General features: G+C 52.6%; 23 protein-coding genes. 2 read left to right on the top strand and 21 right to left on the bottom strand.

The genetic code is table 11. The annotated features are described in order from the left end of the window. Window positions 1–24: 24 nt before the first annotated feature. The 17 genes from NHG65_RS26220 to NHG65_RS26140 form a co-directional block, all read right to left on the bottom strand. Window positions 25–285, bottom strand: coding sequence for a hypothetical protein (locus NHG65_RS26220; protein ID WP_165366497.1), 261 nt, complete (start codon window positions 283–285; stop codon window positions 25–27). 165 nt (window positions 286–450) lie between these two features. Beyond that, on the bottom strand, window positions 451–852 hold the full coding sequence (locus NHG65_RS26215; RefSeq protein WP_129942266.1) for a dehydrogenase: 402 nt from the start codon (window positions 850–852) through the stop codon (window positions 451–453). A 749-nt stretch (window positions 853–1,601) separates the two neighbouring features. Beyond that, entirely contained in the window at window positions 1,602–2,414 is an 813-nt protein-coding gene (locus tag NHG65_RS26210; RefSeq protein ID WP_129942265.1) for a DUF2971 domain-containing protein, read from the bottom strand. Between the two features lie 125 nt (window positions 2,415–2,539). Then, window positions 2,540–3,052 (bottom strand): hypothetical protein, encoded by a 513-nt coding sequence (locus NHG65_RS26205; RefSeq protein WP_129942264.1) that lies wholly within the window; start codon window positions 3,050–3,052, stop codon window positions 2,540–2,542. 126 nt (window positions 3,053–3,178) lie between these two features. After that, complete coding sequence (locus tag NHG65_RS26200) at window positions 3,179–3,634, bottom strand: hypothetical protein (protein ID WP_129942263.1); 456 nt, start codon at window positions 3,632–3,634, stop codon at window positions 3,179–3,181. A gap of 195 nt (window positions 3,635–3,829) precedes the next feature. Beyond that, entirely contained in the window at window positions 3,830–4,069 is a 240-nt protein-coding gene (locus NHG65_RS26195) for a hypothetical protein (protein WP_129942262.1), read from the bottom strand. Window positions 4,070–4,571: 502 nt separating this feature from the next. After that, window positions 4,572–5,297 carry a plasmid SOS inhibition protein A gene (locus NHG65_RS26190; RefSeq protein WP_129942261.1) on the bottom strand — a complete coding sequence of 242 codons (726 nt, stop codon included), beginning with the start codon at window positions 5,295–5,297 and terminating at the stop codon, window positions 4,572–4,574. Then, window positions 5,294–5,731 (bottom strand): conjugation system SOS inhibitor PsiB, encoded by a 438-nt coding sequence (psiB, locus tag NHG65_RS26185; protein WP_048795550.1) that lies wholly within the window; start codon window positions 5,729–5,731, stop codon window positions 5,294–5,296. Before psiB ends, NHG65_RS26190 begins: the two co-directional genes overlap by 4 nt. A gap of 34 nt (window positions 5,732–5,765) precedes the next feature. Then, complete coding sequence (locus tag NHG65_RS26180; protein ID WP_129942260.1) at window positions 5,766–7,829, bottom strand: ParB/RepB/Spo0J family partition protein; 2,064 nt, start codon at window positions 7,827–7,829, stop codon at window positions 5,766–5,768. A gap of 87 nt (window positions 7,830–7,916) precedes the next feature. Next, window positions 7,917–8,207, bottom strand: coding sequence for a ribulokinase (locus NHG65_RS26175; protein ID WP_129942259.1), 291 nt, complete (start codon window positions 8,205–8,207; stop codon window positions 7,917–7,919). A gap of 691 nt (window positions 8,208–8,898) precedes the next feature. Next, entirely contained in the window at window positions 8,899–9,303 is a 405-nt protein-coding gene (locus NHG65_RS26170; protein WP_129942258.1) for a DUF1380 family protein, read from the bottom strand. A 56-nt stretch (window positions 9,304–9,359) separates the two neighbouring features. Continuing rightward, complete coding sequence (locus tag NHG65_RS26165; RefSeq protein ID WP_129942257.1) at window positions 9,360–9,785, bottom strand: antirestriction protein; 426 nt, start codon at window positions 9,783–9,785, stop codon at window positions 9,360–9,362. Between the two features lie 423 nt (window positions 9,786–10,208). Then, window positions 10,209–10,430 carry a YubE family protein gene (locus NHG65_RS26160; RefSeq protein WP_129942256.1) on the bottom strand — a complete coding sequence of 74 codons (222 nt, stop codon included), beginning with the start codon at window positions 10,428–10,430 and terminating at the stop codon, window positions 10,209–10,211. A 16-nt stretch (window positions 10,431–10,446) separates the two neighbouring features. Beyond that, window positions 10,447–11,091, bottom strand: coding sequence for a DNA methyltransferase (locus NHG65_RS26155; RefSeq protein ID WP_129942255.1), 645 nt, complete (start codon window positions 11,089–11,091; stop codon window positions 10,447–10,449). Window positions 11,092–11,662: 571 nt separating this feature from the next. Beyond that, window positions 11,663–12,004, bottom strand: a complete 342-nt coding sequence (locus NHG65_RS26150; RefSeq protein WP_129942254.1) for a hypothetical protein — start codon at window positions 12,002–12,004, stop codon at window positions 11,663–11,665. Continuing rightward, window positions 11,997–12,380 (bottom strand): plasmid partitioning/stability family protein, encoded by a 384-nt coding sequence (locus NHG65_RS26145; protein ID WP_129942253.1) that lies wholly within the window; start codon window positions 12,378–12,380, stop codon window positions 11,997–11,999. The genes NHG65_RS26150 and NHG65_RS26145 overlap by 8 nt, the downstream gene beginning before the upstream one ends. A gap of 5 nt (window positions 12,381–12,385) precedes the next feature. Then, entirely contained in the window at window positions 12,386–13,342 is a 957-nt protein-coding gene (locus NHG65_RS26140) for a plasmid segregation protein ParM (RefSeq protein ID WP_129942252.1), read from the bottom strand. A gap of 285 nt (window positions 13,343–13,627) precedes the next feature. Here NHG65_RS26140 and umuD point away from each other — a divergent pair, with 285 nt between their 5' ends. Both umuD and NHG65_RS26130 read left to right on the top strand, forming a co-directional pair. Continuing rightward, window positions 13,628–14,053 carry a translesion error-prone DNA polymerase V autoproteolytic subunit gene (umuD, locus tag NHG65_RS26135; RefSeq protein WP_207213227.1) on the top strand — a complete coding sequence of 142 codons (426 nt, stop codon included), beginning with the start codon at window positions 13,628–13,630 and terminating at the stop codon, window positions 14,051–14,053. Beyond that, window positions 14,053–15,327, top strand: coding sequence for a Y-family DNA polymerase (locus tag NHG65_RS26130; protein ID WP_129942250.1), 1,275 nt, complete (start codon window positions 14,053–14,055; stop codon window positions 15,325–15,327). Before umuD ends, NHG65_RS26130 begins: the two co-directional genes overlap by 1 nt. Before the next feature lie 59 nt (window positions 15,328–15,386). Here the strand turns inward: NHG65_RS26130 and NHG65_RS26125 are convergent, their stop codons facing one another. The 4 genes from NHG65_RS26125 to NHG65_RS26110 all read right to left on the bottom strand — a co-directional run bounded on the left by NHG65_RS26125 (window position 15,387) and on the right by NHG65_RS26110 (window position 18,240). Next, entirely contained in the window at window positions 15,387–15,692 is a 306-nt protein-coding gene (locus NHG65_RS26125) for a molecular chaperone (protein ID WP_129942249.1), read from the bottom strand. A gap of 56 nt (window positions 15,693–15,748) precedes the next feature. Beyond that, window positions 15,749–16,432, bottom strand: a complete 684-nt coding sequence (locus NHG65_RS26120) for a ParA family protein (protein WP_129942248.1) — start codon at window positions 16,430–16,432, stop codon at window positions 15,749–15,751. 201 nt (window positions 16,433–16,633) lie between these two features. Beyond that, complete coding sequence (locus NHG65_RS26115; protein ID WP_219016820.1) at window positions 16,634–17,419, bottom strand: site-specific integrase; 786 nt, start codon at window positions 17,417–17,419, stop codon at window positions 16,634–16,636. Next, on the bottom strand, window positions 17,419–18,240 hold the full coding sequence (locus NHG65_RS26110) for a hypothetical protein (protein WP_129942247.1): 822 nt from the start codon (window positions 18,238–18,240) through the stop codon (window positions 17,419–17,421). The genes NHG65_RS26115 and NHG65_RS26110 overlap by 1 nt, the downstream gene beginning before the upstream one ends. Window positions 18,241–18,260 lie beyond the last annotated feature (20 nt).

The raw sequence follows: 18,260 nt of genomic DNA, 5'->3' as shown, positions 1-18,260 counted from the left end.
CGGAAGGGACGGCAGTCAGTGTTATCAGGCGTAGGCCCGTTTCAGTTCCAACGTGCGTAATACCTGCCCCAACTCGCTGCCGCGCATGGCCGGAATACGTACCGGCTGGCGTTTACGCTGACATTTGGCAATATGCCGACCCAATGCACGCAGTTCAGGCTGAACCGCAGCGGCCGCGAGGCTGTCCCGCAGGATGCGAGTTTGTTTTTTCGGCAATTCGTTATTTGCCGCCAACTGCTTTACATACAAAGCGGTTGATGTAATGATTGAACCTTCAATAGTCATAGTTTTTACTCCAATCGATTATTGAGAGCCGGGCTAACTTTCCTAGGGGTAGACCGGCACGAGATAGCAGCGGAAACGCTGCTTTTTTCATTTACGGGTTTGCGTTTCCCGGTAAACACCTCCTTACTTGATTGCTCCGAGCTATTGCCGCCCAGACGGTTAAGATCAGACATACGAGTTATCGATTGCCAATGTGATAGCGAGGCGATACCGCGCGTGTTCCCATGCCGCGTTCCCGATGGCGCCAAAATATTCACCGGCAAGGCGCTGAGCCTTAACCCAATACTTGGCAACCTCATAAACGATTTTTGGCTTGTCGGGATTGAAATACGCCACCCCGTCGAACGCGACACGATCCGTCATCGTTTTGAAAATTTCATAAAGTGCCTGCTCCAGCTCGTCGGCAGAAACTGCAGCACCGTGTAGCTCGTCCATGAATTCAAGTTGTCGGCTCATTACCCTGTCGGCATCCGGGTATTTCCCCGAAAACATCAGAACAGGGGTTTCCCCCCATCTTTCCGAGGGCTCCTGAGCGGCGGTTTTGACGTTGACGTTCTGTGTGTTCATTCTTCTCTCCTGCCTGGTGGTTAATTCATCTCTCGTCGGGACCTTTCGCGGCAAAGGGCAAGGGAGCAACGACGAACGGGTGAGCGCAAGGGCGCCGCTGGCGGCGTGCATTCCACCCTTGCGCTCACCCGGGCGGCGGTGCTACAAGCAGCCCTCCGCGCAAGGGGGCGTACGGGAGATAGCCACCGATATCCGGAGAGGATGAACACACCCGACACGGCGAAAGCCGGGGCGTCTTCAGCGTTCGTCGCCTTGGTGACGAACAGTGATAAGCGGCGCCGGCAATAGCCGGCTGCAAGCGGGCCCATGACCTTCGCCCTCAGACCGTAGCCGACAGGCCCGAAACCCATAGGGGTTCGGCGAAGCTTGCCGGGCAGCTCGCCCGGTTAGCGCAGTCGGGTTGACGGCTGGACGGCATCGCCGGCCAGTTGCCGGAGGGGGCCAGGTTCCTGATTTATTTACGAGGAAGTCTCTATGAGAAGGGAAATGGCAGGAATATACCCCGCCAGCGTACATCCTGCCGACATGGACAACGGACATGCATGTGACCATTCGGTCAACGTTATCAGGTGTATTAGCTCAGATTTGACCTGACACAACTATGGCGCAGAATCAGACCCAATCTGACAGTCCGTTCTGTGTTGCATCCATCGGTTGAACTCACAGCCAAAAGCAGACGTTTTAATAATTATTTTTGGCAATACTCACTGCGCCAACTTGGATACTGATTTTATTCTTCCCACTGCTGGCTAAGCCCGAAAAGGCACATCAGTATAGGAAAGCTTAGTTTTCTTATAGCCGTTGTAGTTGAGCAGGAACTCGATACCCTGCGTCATAAACGCCCGGTTTTTGCAGGGACCGATCTTTACATTTTTTAGCGGCAGTCGTCCGTCAAAAGCGTTGTCCTGTTTGGCTTTTACTTCAAGATAGGGAATAAGACCGTGCTGGTTTACCCGGAATTTAACTGGCGCAGACTTTATATTAGGCTGTATGACGATCCTGTACTCGCTTTCTTCCTTAAAACTATCGTGCTTGAAAAACGGCGTCAACCTATTTACCAGTTGAGATGCACTCGCATATTCAAATAACTGATTCTCTTTACTTATCTCAATAATACTTTCTTCCTTTAGAAAAGTGAGTATTTCCGCTTTCGCTTCCAGCGTGGAATCTCTACTGGTATAAAATACTCCACGTGATAATACATGATAATCTTGGTAATCGAGGGCGCTTTCTAATTTATCACTGTCGAACTCCAGACATACCCCTTGCGTAGCGGCATAGCCGCGCCACTGGCTAAGCAGATCAGACTTTTGGCAGAATGAAATATTATAATTATGCCTCGCCTGATGTAACCGGTGCCTGGCAAGTGTATTACGAAGGATTGTAATGCTTTCCTGGCTCAGTTCTTCATTTAGATGGTTGAGTGCATTTTCGAAAGCTGCGATACCATGATGCATTTCCTCTTCGTCGTTGAGAAAATACAGGTTGGTCGCCCGCAGGCAATGATTTTCAACAATGCCTTGGAGTCCGTTCAGGTCGGTGTAGTGGTAGATCTTGTTCATCCGTATCAGCCGGTTTCTGGAGAGATAAGCCAGTATAAACCAATCCGGCCAGTGGATCTTTACGTATCAAAGCGCCGCTTTTGTCGTCACTGGACGTTAATGGTATTCAGTCCAGTTTTGTGTGATTACCACCGCCAGAACTTCCAGAAGGATAGATTAGTGTTTGATTTTTCAATAGATTCCTTTTCTTTTCTTAGTTCTGAATTAACGGTGACCTGAAAAATCTGTAAAGCTTCTTGAGCCTTATCATGGATGGGTTTCTTCTCGACGCGTTCAGCTGTACCCATTGTGATAGCCTGATCGACGGACGAAAATGTATCAAAAGCATGGATTCGAACGTCATTTTCGGCGGTGACCGAAATAATTTCATGCAACCGGATGTACTCAATATAATCGTGGTTATCATGCTGAAAAGAGGCAAACTTATGCTTCTGCAACATCATCCGGGAGCTGGATAAAAAATTGATATAACGCTCAGTTTTTACATCCAGTTCTTTCCTGCGCTGTGCTATTAACTCCTTTTTAAATTCATGCCTATGGGTTACCTTAAGTGTCACGCAAGTAGTAATAAGCGCTATTACAGAGCCCAGCCCGATTTTTACAGTACTATCAGCCACATCTACCCACTCAACTGCCATCTGCTATCCCCTACTTTCCTGTCATACTTATGGCTGCCAGTATATATCTTTGCCAGCCTGGAAACTCAGGTTATTCTGTCTACTTACCAGAGACTTTGTTTTATTCACGTAGCTACATCTGCATATCTATTGACATCTTTCGGCAATGTCAGCGTTTACCATTTCTCTCACGAGGTTTACTGATTTTTTACTGGCAGGGGTGGAGCGGTATTTTGACGTCTGCATAAATACATAGGTATTACCACTTTCGACATAATAAACAAATCTAGCCCCGATACGACTTATATCTGTTCGGCCAGAGACAATACCGCATACAGCGGCGCTATCTTTATGATGATAAACCCTAACATTGGAAAATGTCAGTCCAGCAGAAGGTTTAAAGTCTCTATCGCAGTTTTCTAAAACATCACTTTCACTGCTTACGCGAGCCAGAATTTTTGCTGAAGCGCACATATTCCTGCCATAATCATTCTCCACTTTGGTCTGCACGGCTTTTTTAGCCTCAGAGATCGTTTGTTCATCGGATTTATTGCAGCTTACTAATAGTGCTGTCGAGATACATACCACTAAAATTTTATTCAATCTGATTAGTTCCTGCTGGGGCATGTTGCGATAAATTTTTCGGGTGTCGTCACTGGTCCTCCGGTGTCTGCATTCGAGCTTGATCCAAGCACCGGAACCCTATTATCTTAATTCCTTTCTTCATTGGACACACAGGTAATTCTGCCCATCGCCCACCAAAAAAAATCTTTCATGGCTTTATCAAAGGGGTGAGGCTTAGTTTTCTATGTTGTGGGATTCAGCTATAAGACGAAAAATCTGAGTCATGTGATTAGCATCGACAGGGTCGGATATTTCATCTGGATGAGAGTATTTTGATACTGCGATTAAATCACGAGCATAATCATAAACAGGTGAAATCCCCGATTCCATTAATACACGATAGATATACCGGCAGGTGTCGATATTGTAGTTACCCGTTTTTTCTGGTTCGTTTCGAAGTTTTACTCTCGTCATATCAAGCACCTTTTGCGAATTGGATGTTCAAAAACAGTATATCGGCAACCTATCTCCAGATCTTGGTCTTTTTGACCTTCCATTTTGACGTTCAAGTAATTCTGTCCAGTTATCCCGCCCTTATCCCCGCTTCTGTGGATAATCTACATCTGGTGCCCCGCTGACCGGCGCACCACTCTGGTACCTTCGCGCCCATCCCCGCCGTACAGAGTGCTCCCGCCCTACGCAAATCGCGCGGTACTGCGTGGACGTTCCGGCACATTCGGAATAAATGTCCAGTGAACAACACGTGTAGATCGGAATTAAAGTTCTTTACTTAATCCAGAGATTTAAGCTTTGTTGTTTTCATAAATACATACGTCAGCTGTTCGCTCAAAGCAGACTGTCAGATTTGATTGTGTAGTGCCAGTGAAAACTGTCTGATCAAATCTGAGCTAATACATATCAGGCATGGCGACGTCATAGCCGCAGTGGCGAAGCCACCGCAGCTTGACGTTCGGTTTTATCGGCACACCAAGCGATTGGGAATACGCGCACGGTTATCCGATCGGGCCGCCCCTGGCAACACGGCGCTGATCTGACCTACCTGTAACCGCGCCTCCCAAAACGGCATCGCAGCCCAATGGTAGCGATCCAGCTCGGCCAGACAGGGGAAACGCGTCGTCCACGCAAAGACCATGTTACTCAGGTCAAACTCTTCGATCCCCTGCTGTTGCCAGCGTTTTAACCAATCCTCGTGATCGCCCGGGGCCACAAACGCCAGCTCAATCTCCGCCTGTGCCAGCCTGACCTGATAGCGGCGTCGCTTATGCCACTTCACCTGTTTTTCTAGCCGTTGTTGCCGGGTCTGTTTCATCGCCAGTTTGTGCTCAAAACGCTGCCGACGGCGGCGGCTGACCTCGGGGAACAGCGTATCTCGCGTATCACCGGGCAGCGGGGAATAACACTGCTCGCCCCGGCTGGCAATCAATGTATTCAACGCATCGACATAGTCTTCCAAACAGGAAGTCCGATGGCGATCGCCGGGGCGGTAGGTAATGTCGATCATACGCATGTCCTTGGCTGAAATAGTGGAGCGTCCGGTCAGTTGACGAAAAAAGGCGTTGGCATAGGCATAGACAGCCTGCCGTCTGCCCGTCTCGCGACGGGCCTCAACCTGAGCAATGGCAAACCATACCGCCTGCCGGTAGGGGTGCCACGGCACCAGAGCCATATGGTTCGGGATCACAGGCAATGTCCTCCCATCCGCAGTGCAACTGCCAGTTTCTCCGGTCGCCAGAACCCCTGCCGGTAATACACGGCAACAGTCGTCAGTACGCGATTAACGATCGCCGGTGTATAGGTATCATCCAGGTACAACCACGCCTGAGACTGACCATCGTCAAAGGGAAGTATCATCGACCAACCCGGAACATCGGCTCCCGCGCTGCACAGATACACCGCCGTGGCCTCATCGCCTGCCGGGCTTATACGACACACGACCGGCACCCGCCCGCAAAATTCACAGCCTTCTTCCGCATTGACCCGCCAGCCTTCCGGCACCGTCAACTGACTCAGTACGGCACAATTGAGCATCACTCGGTACTCCATACCCTGCTCACGGTACTGCTCCAGATCGAGCGGACTCATGCTCATCAACTGCTCAAGGTTCAATTTTTTCATGATGTTATTGCCGCCCAAAGGGCGGCACCTCCGGTCAGGCAGCAACGTTATCAGGATGGGCAATATCGTCAGCAGCATCAGCTTCATCGCTAGCGGGCAGCAGGCAATCAGGCACCCAGCCGCTGGCGCTCAGTTCGTCCTCGGCCAGCTGCGCGGCGTCGCCCTTCTTCATCTTGAGCACCGAGGCCGCCTGCGCCACTTTTCCGGCATCAACCAGCGCATCGCTCATGAGCTCTTTACTGATACGGCCAAAGTAATTGGCCTTGGTCGGTTGCCACCACTCGCGCAGATTGAAATCCAGCGCATGCTCGAGTGCCGTCAGTTCACCGCCAACTTTGCCATCCCTCGCAGGCCACAACTGGATGGCATCGAGAGACTGGCCGACGCAGTACGCCAGCAGCGCCACGACGTCGGCCTGTTCCCACGTCAGCAACCATGTGAAATCGGTATTCCACTCCGGCGGCAATTTGGCCTCCCACTGCGCGTGCAGCTCGCCCAGTTGGCGATCGGCGCAGCTTCCTTCCGCTGTCGGAGCTTTGGTCAGCAGTTCCGCGCGTTTGGGTGTCAGGTCGGTTTTGAGCAGCGAACCGGCGTAGCGTGAGCCGAACACCTTCACGGCCAGTGTGTGGGTGTGCAGTGCCAGCGCGACAGTCGGGTTCTCGACCAGCGCACCCATCACCGCCAGCGAGCGCTCTGCCGACAGGCAGGTGATCAACGCCGCTGACAGCCCTTTCTCCTTGGTTTTCGGTGCGGTTTCCGTGGTCGTCACTGTCCCGTCACCGTTGTCATCTCCGGCAGGCGCGGTTGTCGCTTCGCTCGCACGTAACACGATACCGCGCTGGTAAACCACGTCCCCGCCACGCAGAGACACCATTACCCCGCCAGTACTGCGCATCGCCTGCGGCCATGACCGGATAGTCGCCTGTTCGGTGAGCCGCTCAATATCGGCCTGAACAGCGTCGCTTTCGGCAATCATCACGTCAGTATCAGTATCGGCATCCGCTTCTTCGAATGCCGCTTCCAGCGCAGCAAACCGCGCTTTCAACCGGGTGATCTCGGCCTGTTCGTCGCCTGTGAATTCCGGCAGCGGTTCAGCCATCTCACGGTACAGCTCAGCATCTTCACCCCACGTTTTAATGGCCGAAATGCGGCCTTCCGCCCAGCTCCAACCCTCGGACTCGGCAACCTGCTGCGCCAGTGCGTGCAGTTTTTCGCGGGTAAGACGCTCCAGCAACGCCGGTTCGGTCAAAAAACCTTCGTCGGTAAACAGATCGAATTTGAAGGTGCCGCCAGCCGACTCGTAGGCTTCGCGCCCGACGAACGCCAGTTGGCTGTTGTCTTTGGCCGAGACTTCGTCTGTCAGCACGGCCTCGCGCAGGTGCTGCGGCGCGGCCGCCCAGCCGTGCGCGTTGATCCACACGTCACATTGACGTTGATGATCTTCGGTTGCCGACAGCGCTTGCAGCTGGTCGAGTGTGATTTTGTCGTCGGCCAGCGCATCGAGCAGTGCCGGTGCCATCGTCGCCAGCCTCAGGCATTTTTGAACGTGCTTGGTGCTGAAGCCCAGCAGGCCGCCAATCTGTGCAGGAGCACGCCCTTCTGCCGACATTTCACGGAAAGCGAAGACCTGATCAGCCGGGTGCATCTGCTCGCGCTGGCTGTTTTCCGTCAGGGAAATGATGCGCGCCATCTCCTTGCTGACGATCAGTACATCAACCGCGTAACCCGCATTGACGATGCCGTCCGGCGTAGTCTTGTCGGCGTCGTCTTCACGCCCCATCAACCACCGCAACGCCAGCGTGCGCCGCTCACCGGCGGCTACGCCAAACTGACCGTCCTCCATCTCGAAGACAATCAGGTTCTGCAACAACCCGACCGAGCGGATACTGGCGGCCAGTCCTTCGATCGATGCCTGTGAGGTTTTTTTCTTGCGCACGTTCAGGCCGTCCAGTTCCAACTGGCCGAGCGTGGCCGTTTTGCGCACGGCTTTTGCCAGTGCCGCTTCGATATTTTCCGCAACGACGCTTTTCTTCGTCGCGGATTTGGCCGTGCGGGTTGCTTTGGCCGTGGCTGGTGCTTTAGACTCGATAGTTGACATGTGATAGCTCCTTCAATGTTATTGCTGTTGTGCCAGTCCCGATGGCGTCAGGACTGACGGTGAGAAAGCAGCGGAAACGCTGCTTTTTTATCGCCTGAAATTCAGGCTCCAGTGGGTCAGGGTCATCTGATCACTGGCCGCAACCGGCCAGCCGTTGACGATCCAGACCGCGATGGTGTCGAAATCCCCAAAATCCGCGTAAACCTCCACCGCCCCTGCCGGAACAACCGGAGGCTCACTGGTGCCAGTCGAACGGCCACAAACCGCCTTCACGAAACAAAACAGGTCATACACTTGTGGTACGGTCAGATCGCAGTTGGTCTGTGCTGATGCTGCTGTAGGCTTCGTTGTCGCGTCGTTGACGTTTTGTTGAGCCATGTTGAAATCCTCCGTGGGTTGAAAACTGATGCCGCTGTGAGTATTCGCCGTCGCAATAAAACTGATCCAGCACGGCGAGGAGCGGCGGCAAGGGGCGGAGACAAAAAGTTTTTAAGACCGGAGGGAGGGAAAAGTTTTTGACGGAGTTCATATACCCCTTGCCGTTTCAGCGAGGCGTTGTGCTGTTATCAGTTGCGGCGGGAAGACTGACTGCGGCTAATGCAACCCGGCCGATTGAATAGGGATCAACCCGACACAACGGGCGCGACAGCGAACGTTGGGGCGGCCTTAAAGCGTGGACGGAACGACCGGCTACGCGGTTTTCCCTGAGCGGCGCGGCCTGTGGCCGCTGCAAGCGTGTCGTTGCGTCATGGGATGGAAGCCCGCAGGGGGGCGACGGTGTGCCGGCGCCATGCGCAGCACGACAGCCCGCCCGGACGCCCGATACCGGTATCCACTCAGTACAAAGCCCCATAACCAAAAATGCAGAAACAGGAAGCATCACTCGACCAGGACGATAAACCGTCATGCCCAATCCACCTAAACAGCCCCACGCACAGCAGCGAAAGAGGGCGGCGCAGCCGCCACCTTCGGTAGCCTGACGCCGAAGGCGGCTGGCAAGGTTTTTCCGCGCGGCCAAAGTACACAGGGCAAGCAGGCCGCCGCTCTGACGGCCCTTTGTGGTGATAACCTAGGGATGTAACGCGGCCCGCAACGCCTCGATAGCACATTGTCCCCTGGATGTGTCTTCATCCCAACTTTCCGGGTCGTCTATATCTATAGTAATCGCGGCCAGTTCCAACACGGTTTCCAGTGCGCTGGCGCTCACCTCGACCTGTCGAGTCCGGCTGCGACTATCGGCGATTTTCGTTATTGCATCCTGAATGTATTGTTGATTGATACCGTACCGCTGATAGTCTTCAATATCAGAGCAGCCAATGGTTTCCAGTATTGCCAGCACATCGCCGTCGTTAGGGTTCCACTCCTGTGCAAAGTAACGCACGGCGTGTGCGTCCCATATCAGCACGGTAATAGGTTCGTCGCTGCCATACTCACGGAATAATTCCGCACACACGTCTTTCACGCTGCCAAACATAATTCACCCTCCTTCTTTAATGAGGGGCGGCATAGCCGCCCGTATTCAAATCCCTGTCAGTCCAGCGCGCGGCAGATGTCGGCGCGTTCCGGGTGCGTCTCGATATAGCGCCAAAGCTGCTCTTCCCGCTGCATAAGCAACTTCACCAGTCCGGCATTGCCCCGATCGTGATGCAACCAACAGCGGCGATTGATGGCCAGTGCCGTCAACACGATACCGGCGGCGTCACCGCTGAGGGTCTTGTCAAACCAGTTATCAGCGTTGATCAGGTGCACACGATCGCTGTCAGGTGCCATATAGCCGCCCCCCTCCGGTAAACGGATGAAGTGCCAAAACCCGCCGGTGTACTGCGGCAGATAGCGATCGGCGAGGGAATACACCTGCATTTCAGCGGGCAAAAAATCCTCGCCAAACAGATCCGGCAGAAACGACAGACGATCGGATTCACAGACTTGCAGCGTGACGGAATGAGCATGTTGCATGGGACTACCTCCAGAGTTTCAGGGTTCGCGACACCGGCCGGTGCCGTACCCATTCGAAAGGCCGGCCCCGAGGGAGGGAGGCAGGGGCGCCACCGCAAGCCGCAGCGCAAGCCCGTTGCGGGCTGAATGCGCCGTAACGGGTGCGAACGGGTGAGGAGGCGGCGAAGCGTACCCTTGCAGCCCGACCGTGCCGGACTAGCGTTTGGGTACGGCACAGGCCGTCACTACGCCGGGGCCGCAAAGGGAAAAGATTTAGAGAGGTGTAGGCAGGCCCAGCCAGCGTCCTTTGCGGCGCCGGCATCGCCGGCAAGTGCCGCGTGGCGGTTCTACGGACGCGGGGCGTTCGATGCGCCCTGGCGTCCGCAGGCTTACAGCGAGGCAACCCGGGCAGGTTTCCCTGCCCGGCTGCATAATGCCTGCGGTTCAATCTTTGAAATGGTGATCCAGTTCGTTGATAGCCTGATAGATTTCGACGTAACGATCGTGCGCGTCCCGCAGGATCTGACCGGCCAGGCATTCAGCCAACACCTCGCTGTTCCAGAAATACACGCTGACCAGCTCGCGCAGCCGCAGGTGCATCTCACACATGTCGTTGGACAGTGCCGCAATTGCGGCGCGCAGGTCTTCATTCCCGGTGTAGTTCATCGTTGATTTCCCTTTATTATGCTGCGTACTGGGCGCGCAGGCGATGCAACCGCTGCTGACCGATGGTGTGGTACTGCGCCAAAAGCTCGATGCCGATATAGCGCCGCCCGGCCTGATCGGCGGCGACACAAGTCGAACCTGAGCCAGCAAAGGGATCGAGGACAATCGCGCTGGGCTGAGTGAACGACTCAATCAACGGTTGCAGAATGGAAACCGGCTTTTCAGTCGGGTGGTGACGATTGCCGGTGTATTCCCAGGGCTGCACATCAGAGCGCGGTTGCGCCGGCAATGCCGGGCGCCCTTTCGCCAAAATGTAGGCACACTCATGCTGGTAGCCGACAAAGGCCGATTTGGAGGCGTAGGGTTTGGTAAACACCATATGCCCGACGACGCGGAACCCGGCCTGTTTCCAGGCGGCCATAAAGGTGTCTACCCGGTTCCAGCCGTAGAAACTCACCGCCAGACTGTCAGGCTTGAGCACCCGGAACATTTCACGGAACGCCGGCCGCACCCATTCATCATTTTTGTCGTTGGCAATGCTGCGACCGCTGCGGTCGGTATAGCCGACCAGATAAGGGGGATCGGTCAGCACAAAGTCAATGCTGTTTGACGGAAAGTCGGCCATCACCTGCACGGAATCACCCAGGATATATCGGGACATAAGGAATACCTCGCCATTCGAGGGGTGCAGGAGGAGGCCGGTACGGCCACCGTTCCCTGCTGCCCGATGTCATGGCAGGCAGGCACCGCCGCGTGTCAGGCCGACCGTGGAATACCGAGTCGGGGGCCGTATCGCCGGCGAGGATATGCCGCGAAAGCGGCTTGAAGGACGGGCACAGCCCGCCGCCACGCCATCAGCGGGGGCTGCCAATATGTCATCGGGCTGCAGGTGTGATTTAACAGGTGGTGATGAAGATTCAGGTGAATTATTTTCCGCCGTCAGGCGGCGAGGAAAACTGAGCGCAGCGACATCCTTTTTGATGAAACCACACCACGGGCTAACAGCACTCAACTGATGAGCAGGGAAAAAATCCAGCTCCGGACGCAAGGCCGCAGCGCAAATGACTGACCAGGGGGAAGGAATGCGAACGGGCACAGCAGCCGGCGGCTTGAATTTTTCCGGCACGGTGCGACTGTTAAGCGGAGGGAGGGAGTAACTGCTGACGATGGAGTGAAGGTTGACTCAATAAGGGGGGCGGACAGATTCGCCGCCAATTCATAGTCTGGCAGTGTCAGCGCGGATCGTGGGTTTTATCCAACAAACCAAGACGCACCATGTAAGTAATAACTGATTCTGGACGACGCTGGTATTCCTGAGCAAAAGCATCGACATCGAGCATGCCAGCTTGAGCCAGTGCGACCAGTTTTTCTTTTTCGTCTTCTTCCCAGCGCGCACCATGTCTTGGATAGTTCTGCTTAAAACCCGCACCAAGAGAAGAACGGTTGACAAGCTCACCCTGAAGGGCTGCCAACGTCTTATTTTCGACATCCTCTATCAGCCCCAGGGCCTGCAGTTCACGAGCAGCCTTCAAAAACTGACGGACTTCCCGGCCATGATCCCTAACCTTATCCATTATTCGAGGTCCCGAATAACCCCCGGGCATTGGCCCGGGTTTCTTCATCCGAAGAAACGGGATCGGGTGCAGGTACGGCTGGTAAGACCGTCGCTCCCCTGCCCTGTCCCTGCAACAGCGCTTCCGTTTCTCGCGGATAAACTGTTTTCAGTAACTGAAGCAGATCATCAAACGAGGTGTTGTTATTCAGCAATTCGCTGAATAAATATGGTAGCCGTTCATCCTGCTTGCCAAAAGCAAAACCGGTCAGCAACGCCGCACGCCACAAACGTCCCCTGTCTCCCTGAGGGGTTTCGTCTGTTTTCTGGCAGACAAAACGGTCCGCTTCATTGGTTTCAGGATTCAGGTAAAACGTTATTTTGCGTCGCGTATCCATATTGATTATCCGATGAGGTACATGCCGTTAACAAGGTCGAACTGAGACGAGCTGGTTTTGTAGAAACGCCCTTCCCTGACCGCACAGTGTTTTCTGACGGCATCTGAAATGAGTTCCGCACCACCTCCGATGACCATCACATGAGAGTATCCCTCAAAGCGGCTTACTGCATCAATCACGCGATTCACCAGTTTGGTATGTGCACCTTCTATGGCTTCCCGGACAAGAGCTATGCGGGAGGTGTCATTGATGCGGGACGCCAAATACTCAACGTCGTTGCGGTGAATGATAATGTCGTCTGCAAGATAACTGCTCCCCTTAGTTCTAGCCAGCGAGAGAGCATCCTTCACGGCTCCGGTAATCAGCGATACCCCCAGTGAGGAATCACCAAAAATACGGGAAATTCCACGCATTTTTCCCATAACCTGAGAAATATCCAGCGTTGTTCCCCCCAGATCAATAATCAGTAAAGAGTCCAGCTCATCGAGATTCTTCACCACCTCAAAGCCGGCCGGGATAGATTCAGGCATCACATCGACTTGGCGGATAGTAAATGTACTGCCGCCATTCAGCTCGACCGGACGTAAAAGGTTATCCACCTTACGCTTAATATTGGCTTCGTTTGGCTGGTTGTTTTTATCGTAATACTCAGCCAGGGGCAGAGTAACGATAATGTCTACTTCCTGAGGAGAAATGCCGGAAGTAAGCAAGGCATGGTGAACAGCAATGACATTCACGTCACTGTATTGCCAGGCCACATTCGTCGTTACAACTGCGTCAGGGCTGATGGCATCAAAGGAATAATGCTCTCCATTGAGGATATAGTTAAACGCCTGCTGGGCACCAAACGCAACAGCCCATTCACGCTTAAAACTGTTAGGGCTGATGGACTGTTTAGTCACGCCCTTCTCATCCCACTGCAATTTGATATTGGTTGAACCATCATCAATAAAGACTTTCATTGTACCCACCTTTGTCGTCACGAGAATAATTTGAGAATAAATTGAGAACAATATGAATTGTACTGCATTGAAGGTGTTAATCAAGCGAAAATGAGAACAATTTGAGAATAATTTGAGAACTAAAAGCGCACAGACAGCGCTTGCAATAGTCCTCTGAACCTCACTATTTTTCTCGTTGAAACAGAGTATTGAAATAAACACTGCTGCTACATCTTGCTTTATCTAAAAATCCCCAAAATAATGACTGTATATAAATACAGTGAATAGGTGAGCAAAATGACATCAATACAGTTTATAAAAGCAGCAGAGGAACCGGATATGCTCGCATTACCGCTATTCACTGACAGAGTTCCCTGTGGGTTTCCATCACCGGCCCAGGACTACATGGAAAGCGAGCTTGATTTGAACGATTACTGTATTCAGCGGCGCAGTTCAACGTACTTCGTCAGGGCCATCGGCGAATCTATGTCCGATATTGGGCTTCACAGTGGTGATCTGCTTATTGTTGATAAAGCCGAACGAGCGCAGCATGGGGATATAGTGATCGCCGAACTGGAGGGCGAATTCACTGTGAAGCGCCTGCTGCTTACCCCCCACCCAGCCCTCCAAGCTATGAACCCTGCATATCCCACCCTGTATCCTGACCCGGAGCAGTTGCAGATATTTGGAGTGGTTACGGCCTTCGTCCATAAAACACGGAGTTGCAACTAATGTTTGCTCTCGCCGACGTCAACAGCTTCTACGCCAGCTGTGAGAAAGTGTTCCGTCCGGACCTGAGGGATAAGCCAGTGATCGTACTCAGCAATAACGATGGCTGCGTGATTGCCCGTTCGAAGGAAGCAAAACAGCTCGGTATCAAAATGGGGGTACCATGGTTCCAGCTAAAAAAAACCTGTATATCTGGAAAAATTTATGTTTTTTCAAGTAATTATGAACTATATGCGAGTATGTCTAACAGAGTCATGGCTCATATCGAGGAGCTGGCAGCACGTGTCGAGCAGTACAGTATTGATGAAATGTTCCTTGATATCCGAGGTATCGACAACTGCATGAATTTTGAGGATTTTGGCAGGCAGTTGCGTGGTCACGTCCAGAATGGTACAGGTTTAACGATCGGCGTAGGAATGGGTCCAACAAAAACGCTAGCAAAATCAGCACAGTGGGCTTCAAAGGAATGGGCCCAGTTTGGAGGCGTGCTTGCGCTGACTCCCGGCAACCGTAGACGAACTGAAAAACTGCTTTCACTGCAACCTGTCGAGGAGGTCTGGGGCGTCGGCCGCCGCATTTCGAAGAGGCTGGCCACTATGGGGATCACAACGGCCCTGCAACTAGCACAGGCGAACCCAACATTCATCCGAAAGAACTTCAATGTCGTGCTGGAACGAACGGTCCGAGAGTTGAATGGAGAAAGTTGCATCAGCCTGGAAGAAGCGCCTCCGGCGAAGCAGCAGATTGTCTGCAGCCGTTCTTTTAGCGAAAGGGTCACCACACAAGTGGCCATGCACCAGGCTATTTGCCAGTATGCAGAACGCGCTGCTGAGAAGCTGCGCGAAGAGCACCAATACTGCAAGCATATTGCGGTGTTTATAAAAACGTCGCCCTTTGCCGTCAACGAACCATATTACAGCAACATGGCCAGTGAGAAGCTGGCAACGCCAATGCGTGATACCAGGGATATCATCGCCGCTGCTATGAAATGTCTGGAGCGCATCTGGCAGGATGGATATCGCTATGCCAAAGCTGGAATCATGCTCAATGATTTTACACCAACGGGTGTCTCACAGTTGAACCTGTTTGACGACGTGCAGCCCTCTCCGCGAAGCGATGAGCTGATGAAAGTACTCGACAGCATCAACCATTCGGGGTTGGGAAAAGTTTGGTTTGCGGGGCGAGGGATCGCCCCAGAATGGCAAATGAAACGAGAGATGTTGTCACCGGCTTACACTACACGCTGGAAGGATATACCGAATGCCGTACTTAATTAATACAAAAAGAATACCTAATATGTACATAAAAAGTATTTTTAGTGTATCAATAATGTATTTTATTTATTTTTATCAAAGGCCCCGTCTTTTGCCAGTTTTTCCCGGAAAGCTTCCAGGATGTAAGGAGTCATAAGCAGGCTGGTTGTATTGTTTTCTTTAAGCCAATCGTATGCCTCCCACAGGTCTTCCGGTATCTGCAAATTCTTAGGCTTTCTGCCAACCTTCGTTTTCTTTACCGCAGGTACTGGAGTCTCCTGTTCCTGAAGAATGCGTTTCTTCACATCACCGCCTGCGCTTTCTTGCAAGGGAGCGTTCTTTGACGCCTCAGTAAGGCGGTTGAATAGGTTTTTTTTGGTAGTAGACATAATAAACCTTTTAAATACAAAATATGTACATTTTTAGTATCGAAAACATGCTTAAATCATACTTTTTCGATAGCTGTTCTCATATCAAGGAACAGTGATCGCATTGCATTTCCAGCTCGGCCATGGCGAGTCGCAACCAGTTCAACAATCCCCATCCCTTCACCAAATCTAGCCGGAAGAGTCTTGTCTGTAGGAATAGCCGTATCAAAGCGAACAAGGTTATCGAACTGGCTTATGAATGTATCAACATCTGTAAAATTGGTACGCTGGGGATGAACCTTGTTTAAAAGAACATGGGCTATTTTCTTCTCGCCCATATCCTTTGAGATCTGCTCCAGTACTTCACTGAACTTTTGCAGTCCAAGAATCTCCGAAGGATCGTCAATAAATGGGGAGATAATCAGATCTGCCGCACCAACAGCAGCACGTGTCAGCGCTGAGTCAAAGCCGCCACAATCAACAAGAACGGTTTTACCCTGCTCTTTTGCTGCTACTAGCTCAGTAATGAATCGGTTGGTAACGCCTTCCATATCATCTGTAAGACGAATGACGTTCCAACGCTTGCCCTCTGGCCTGAAAGAATTGAATGTAGAAATAGATGAAGTGTCATCCGTATCGTAAAACACATCAGGGTTAATCTCAGGCGCAATATTCAGAGCAATCATCGACTTCCCTGTACCACCCTTTTTAATCCCAACAGCAACTATCATTCCAGTGTATGGATTTAATGCCTTTTTCATATCTTAAACATCCATAAAATGTACATAATAAATACCCAATAAGTACAAAATAGCACAAACACCAATATATACCCAAAAAAATCCCATTTAGATACAAAAAGTGTACATAATATGTATCATTAAAAATGAAAGCACTTCAATACACCCTGGTATTCAGCCTAGCATCAGCGTGCCTGGCACCAGTGAGGGATTAAAGATAGCCTACAAGATTAGGTTCCTCTTCAGCATGGCAATGGCGTCAAGTTCCGGCATCTGAAACTGAACACGATGCCGTGCAGCCACGTCGAGCGCAAACACCTTCGTGTACACCTCCGTCGAACTCACTGACTTATGGCCCATCAGGCTTTGCAGCACCTTGAGAGGAATACCCGCATACAGCATGTGCATGGCGTAAGAGTGGCGGAACGTGTGTGGTGTCACAGGTACGGAGAACGTCACGCCGTCGGCGGCAGCTGCTTCTACTGCTTCGTACAGCCAAGTCCGCACCGTCCGGTCGGTGATTTCCCAGATACGCGCCTTCTCCATTTTACCGTTTTGCTTGTTGCGTCGCTCCAGTGGAATTTTCAGCGTGGCCACCATGGTCTGCAATTGCGCGACGTACTGCGGATCAGACAGCGGCACCAGGCGGTGTGCCGAGCTGCCGGCCGGGAGCCGGCCTGCGGTTCGCGCGGCCTTCTCTGCCCGCTGCTTGAGCGTGGCCAACTGCGCGAACGGGTAGGGCGGTGCCAGCGAAAAATCCCCCCTTGTCAGCGCCAGCGCTTCGTTAATCCGGGCGCCGGTATTCCACAGCGTAGCCAGCAACATCTTGCGGTGCAGATCCGGCACATAGTGGAGCAGGGCGCTCACCTCCGGAGCCAGCAGGTACTTCGGCAGTTCGTCCTGTACCAGTGCCATCTGGCGCAGCGCCAGCGCAGCCGGGTAGTCGATGGACACTGGCAGCTGAGCTGCAGTTCCTGGCTGCTGCCCCAGGGTAACGAGCCCGGTCATCAGGAGGCCTCTCCGGCTGGAGGTATGTTCAGTGCTGACGCTATAATTTCCCGGTTTTCCTCATTACGCAAGTTTCCGAAATAGCCCACTTCCAGGCGCAGGGACTGGTGTGCAGCCTCTATAAGGTCAGAGACTCTCTGCAGGGCATTCTGTAGCTGCTGCGCGGATATCGTTATTGGCACATCCTGTTCATCCACGCCGTTACGGTGCACCAGGTCGTTTCGCCAGTCTGCGATGATGCCCAGCGGCTTAACCGGCCAGATGGGTGGGATGTGCAGCACGGTCCCGAAATAGCGCTCAATGGTTTTAACATTATGAAGCGTCATTCGGGAAACATAATTCCGAGCCGCTGGCCTGAACAGGTCAATATCCATTGTGCGCGCCGCGAGTTTCTCTTTATTACTTACCCGTGGTGCGGATTTCAGGTAGAACTCATCAAGAAACCGTTTGAGAGGCCAGTCATGTTCCAGCAGGGCCCTGGCGCAGTACATCAGGTACGCCTCCATCACCGTCACGGCATGGACGAACGACATCCTGTACACCAGTTCAGGCTGCTCTTTATCGAGCAGGGCATATAACTTCTTCAGCTCCTGATTTGCGTGCAGGTAACGCTGATGAACATTGTTCAGGGAAGCCACAAACAGCCCGTGTTCATGATCCCACTGAGCCTGATCGGCAAGCGCCTCCTGCTCCCAGTAGTACAGGTTCGCGGCATGCTCCCATTCTTCAGAGTCGGGGACAACATCCGGGTAATTTTCCGCAAGCCATTCATCAAATCGTTCCGCTTCAATATCCAGCATCAGGTCTTTCATGCTTCCCATAACGCCAGTCCCTCTCTGTA

The organism is Serratia myotis, from assembly GCF_027474885.1.
Taxonomy (GTDB): Bacteria; Pseudomonadota; Gammaproteobacteria; order Enterobacterales; family Enterobacteriaceae; genus Serratia; species Serratia proteamaculans.
Note: the sequence above shows the minus strand (reverse complement) of the source record. Positions and strands in the feature narration are given on the sequence as shown.

Excerpts from the sequence above, each read along its gene's own strand:
- NHG65_RS26220 (WP_165366497.1), bottom strand. The coding sequence starts at position 285 with ATGACTATTGAAGGTTCAATCATTACATCAACCGCTTTGTATGTAAAG.
- NHG65_RS26215 (WP_129942266.1), bottom strand. The coding sequence starts at position 852 with ATGAACACACAGAACGTCAACGTCAAAACCGCCGCTCAGGAGCCCTCG.
- NHG65_RS26210 (WP_129942265.1), bottom strand. The coding sequence starts at position 2,414 with ATGAACAAGATCTACCACTACACCGACCTGAACGGACTCCAAGGCATT.
- NHG65_RS26205 (WP_129942264.1), bottom strand. The coding sequence starts at position 3,052 with ATGGCAGTTGAGTGGGTAGATGTGGCTGATAGTACTGTAAAAATCGGG.
- NHG65_RS26195 (WP_129942262.1), bottom strand. The coding sequence starts at position 4,069 with ATGACGAGAGTAAAACTTCGAAACGAACCAGAAAAAACGGGTAACTAC.
- psiB (WP_048795550.1), bottom strand. The coding sequence starts at position 5,731 with ATGAAAAAATTGAACCTTGAGCAGTTGATGAGCATGAGTCCGCTCGAT.
- NHG65_RS26180 (WP_129942260.1), bottom strand. The coding sequence starts at position 7,829 with ATGTCAACTATCGAGTCTAAAGCACCAGCCACGGCCAAAGCAACCCGC.
- NHG65_RS26175 (WP_129942259.1), bottom strand. The coding sequence starts at position 8,207 with ATGGCTCAACAAAACGTCAACGACGCGACAACGAAGCCTACAGCAGCA.
- NHG65_RS26170 (WP_129942258.1), bottom strand. The coding sequence starts at position 9,303 with ATGTTTGGCAGCGTGAAAGACGTGTGTGCGGAATTATTCCGTGAGTAT.
- NHG65_RS26165 (WP_129942257.1), bottom strand. The coding sequence starts at position 9,785 with ATGCAACATGCTCATTCCGTCACGCTGCAAGTCTGTGAATCCGATCGT.
- NHG65_RS26160 (WP_129942256.1), bottom strand. The coding sequence starts at position 10,430 with ATGAACTACACCGGGAATGAAGACCTGCGCGCCGCAATTGCGGCACTG.
- NHG65_RS26155 (WP_129942255.1), bottom strand. The coding sequence starts at position 11,091 with ATGTCCCGATATATCCTGGGTGATTCCGTGCAGGTGATGGCCGACTTT.
- NHG65_RS26150 (WP_129942254.1), bottom strand. The coding sequence starts at position 12,004 with ATGGATAAGGTTAGGGATCATGGCCGGGAAGTCCGTCAGTTTTTGAAG.
- NHG65_RS26145 (WP_129942253.1), bottom strand. The coding sequence starts at position 12,380 with ATGGATACGCGACGCAAAATAACGTTTTACCTGAATCCTGAAACCAAT.
- NHG65_RS26140 (WP_129942252.1), bottom strand. The coding sequence starts at position 13,342 with ATGAAAGTCTTTATTGATGATGGTTCAACCAATATCAAATTGCAGTGG.
- NHG65_RS26130 (WP_129942250.1), top strand. The coding sequence starts at position 14,053 with ATGTTTGCTCTCGCCGACGTCAACAGCTTCTACGCCAGCTGTGAGAAA.
- NHG65_RS26125 (WP_129942249.1), bottom strand. The coding sequence starts at position 15,692 with ATGTCTACTACCAAAAAAAACCTATTCAACCGCCTTACTGAGGCGTCA.
- NHG65_RS26120 (WP_129942248.1), bottom strand. The coding sequence starts at position 16,432 with ATGAAAAAGGCATTAAATCCATACACTGGAATGATAGTTGCTGTTGGG.
- NHG65_RS26115 (WP_219016820.1), bottom strand. The coding sequence starts at position 17,419 with ATGACCGGGCTCGTTACCCTGGGGCAGCAGCCAGGAACTGCAGCTCAG.
- NHG65_RS26110 (WP_129942247.1), bottom strand. The coding sequence starts at position 18,240 with ATGGGAAGCATGAAAGACCTGATGCTGGATATTGAAGCGGAACGATTT.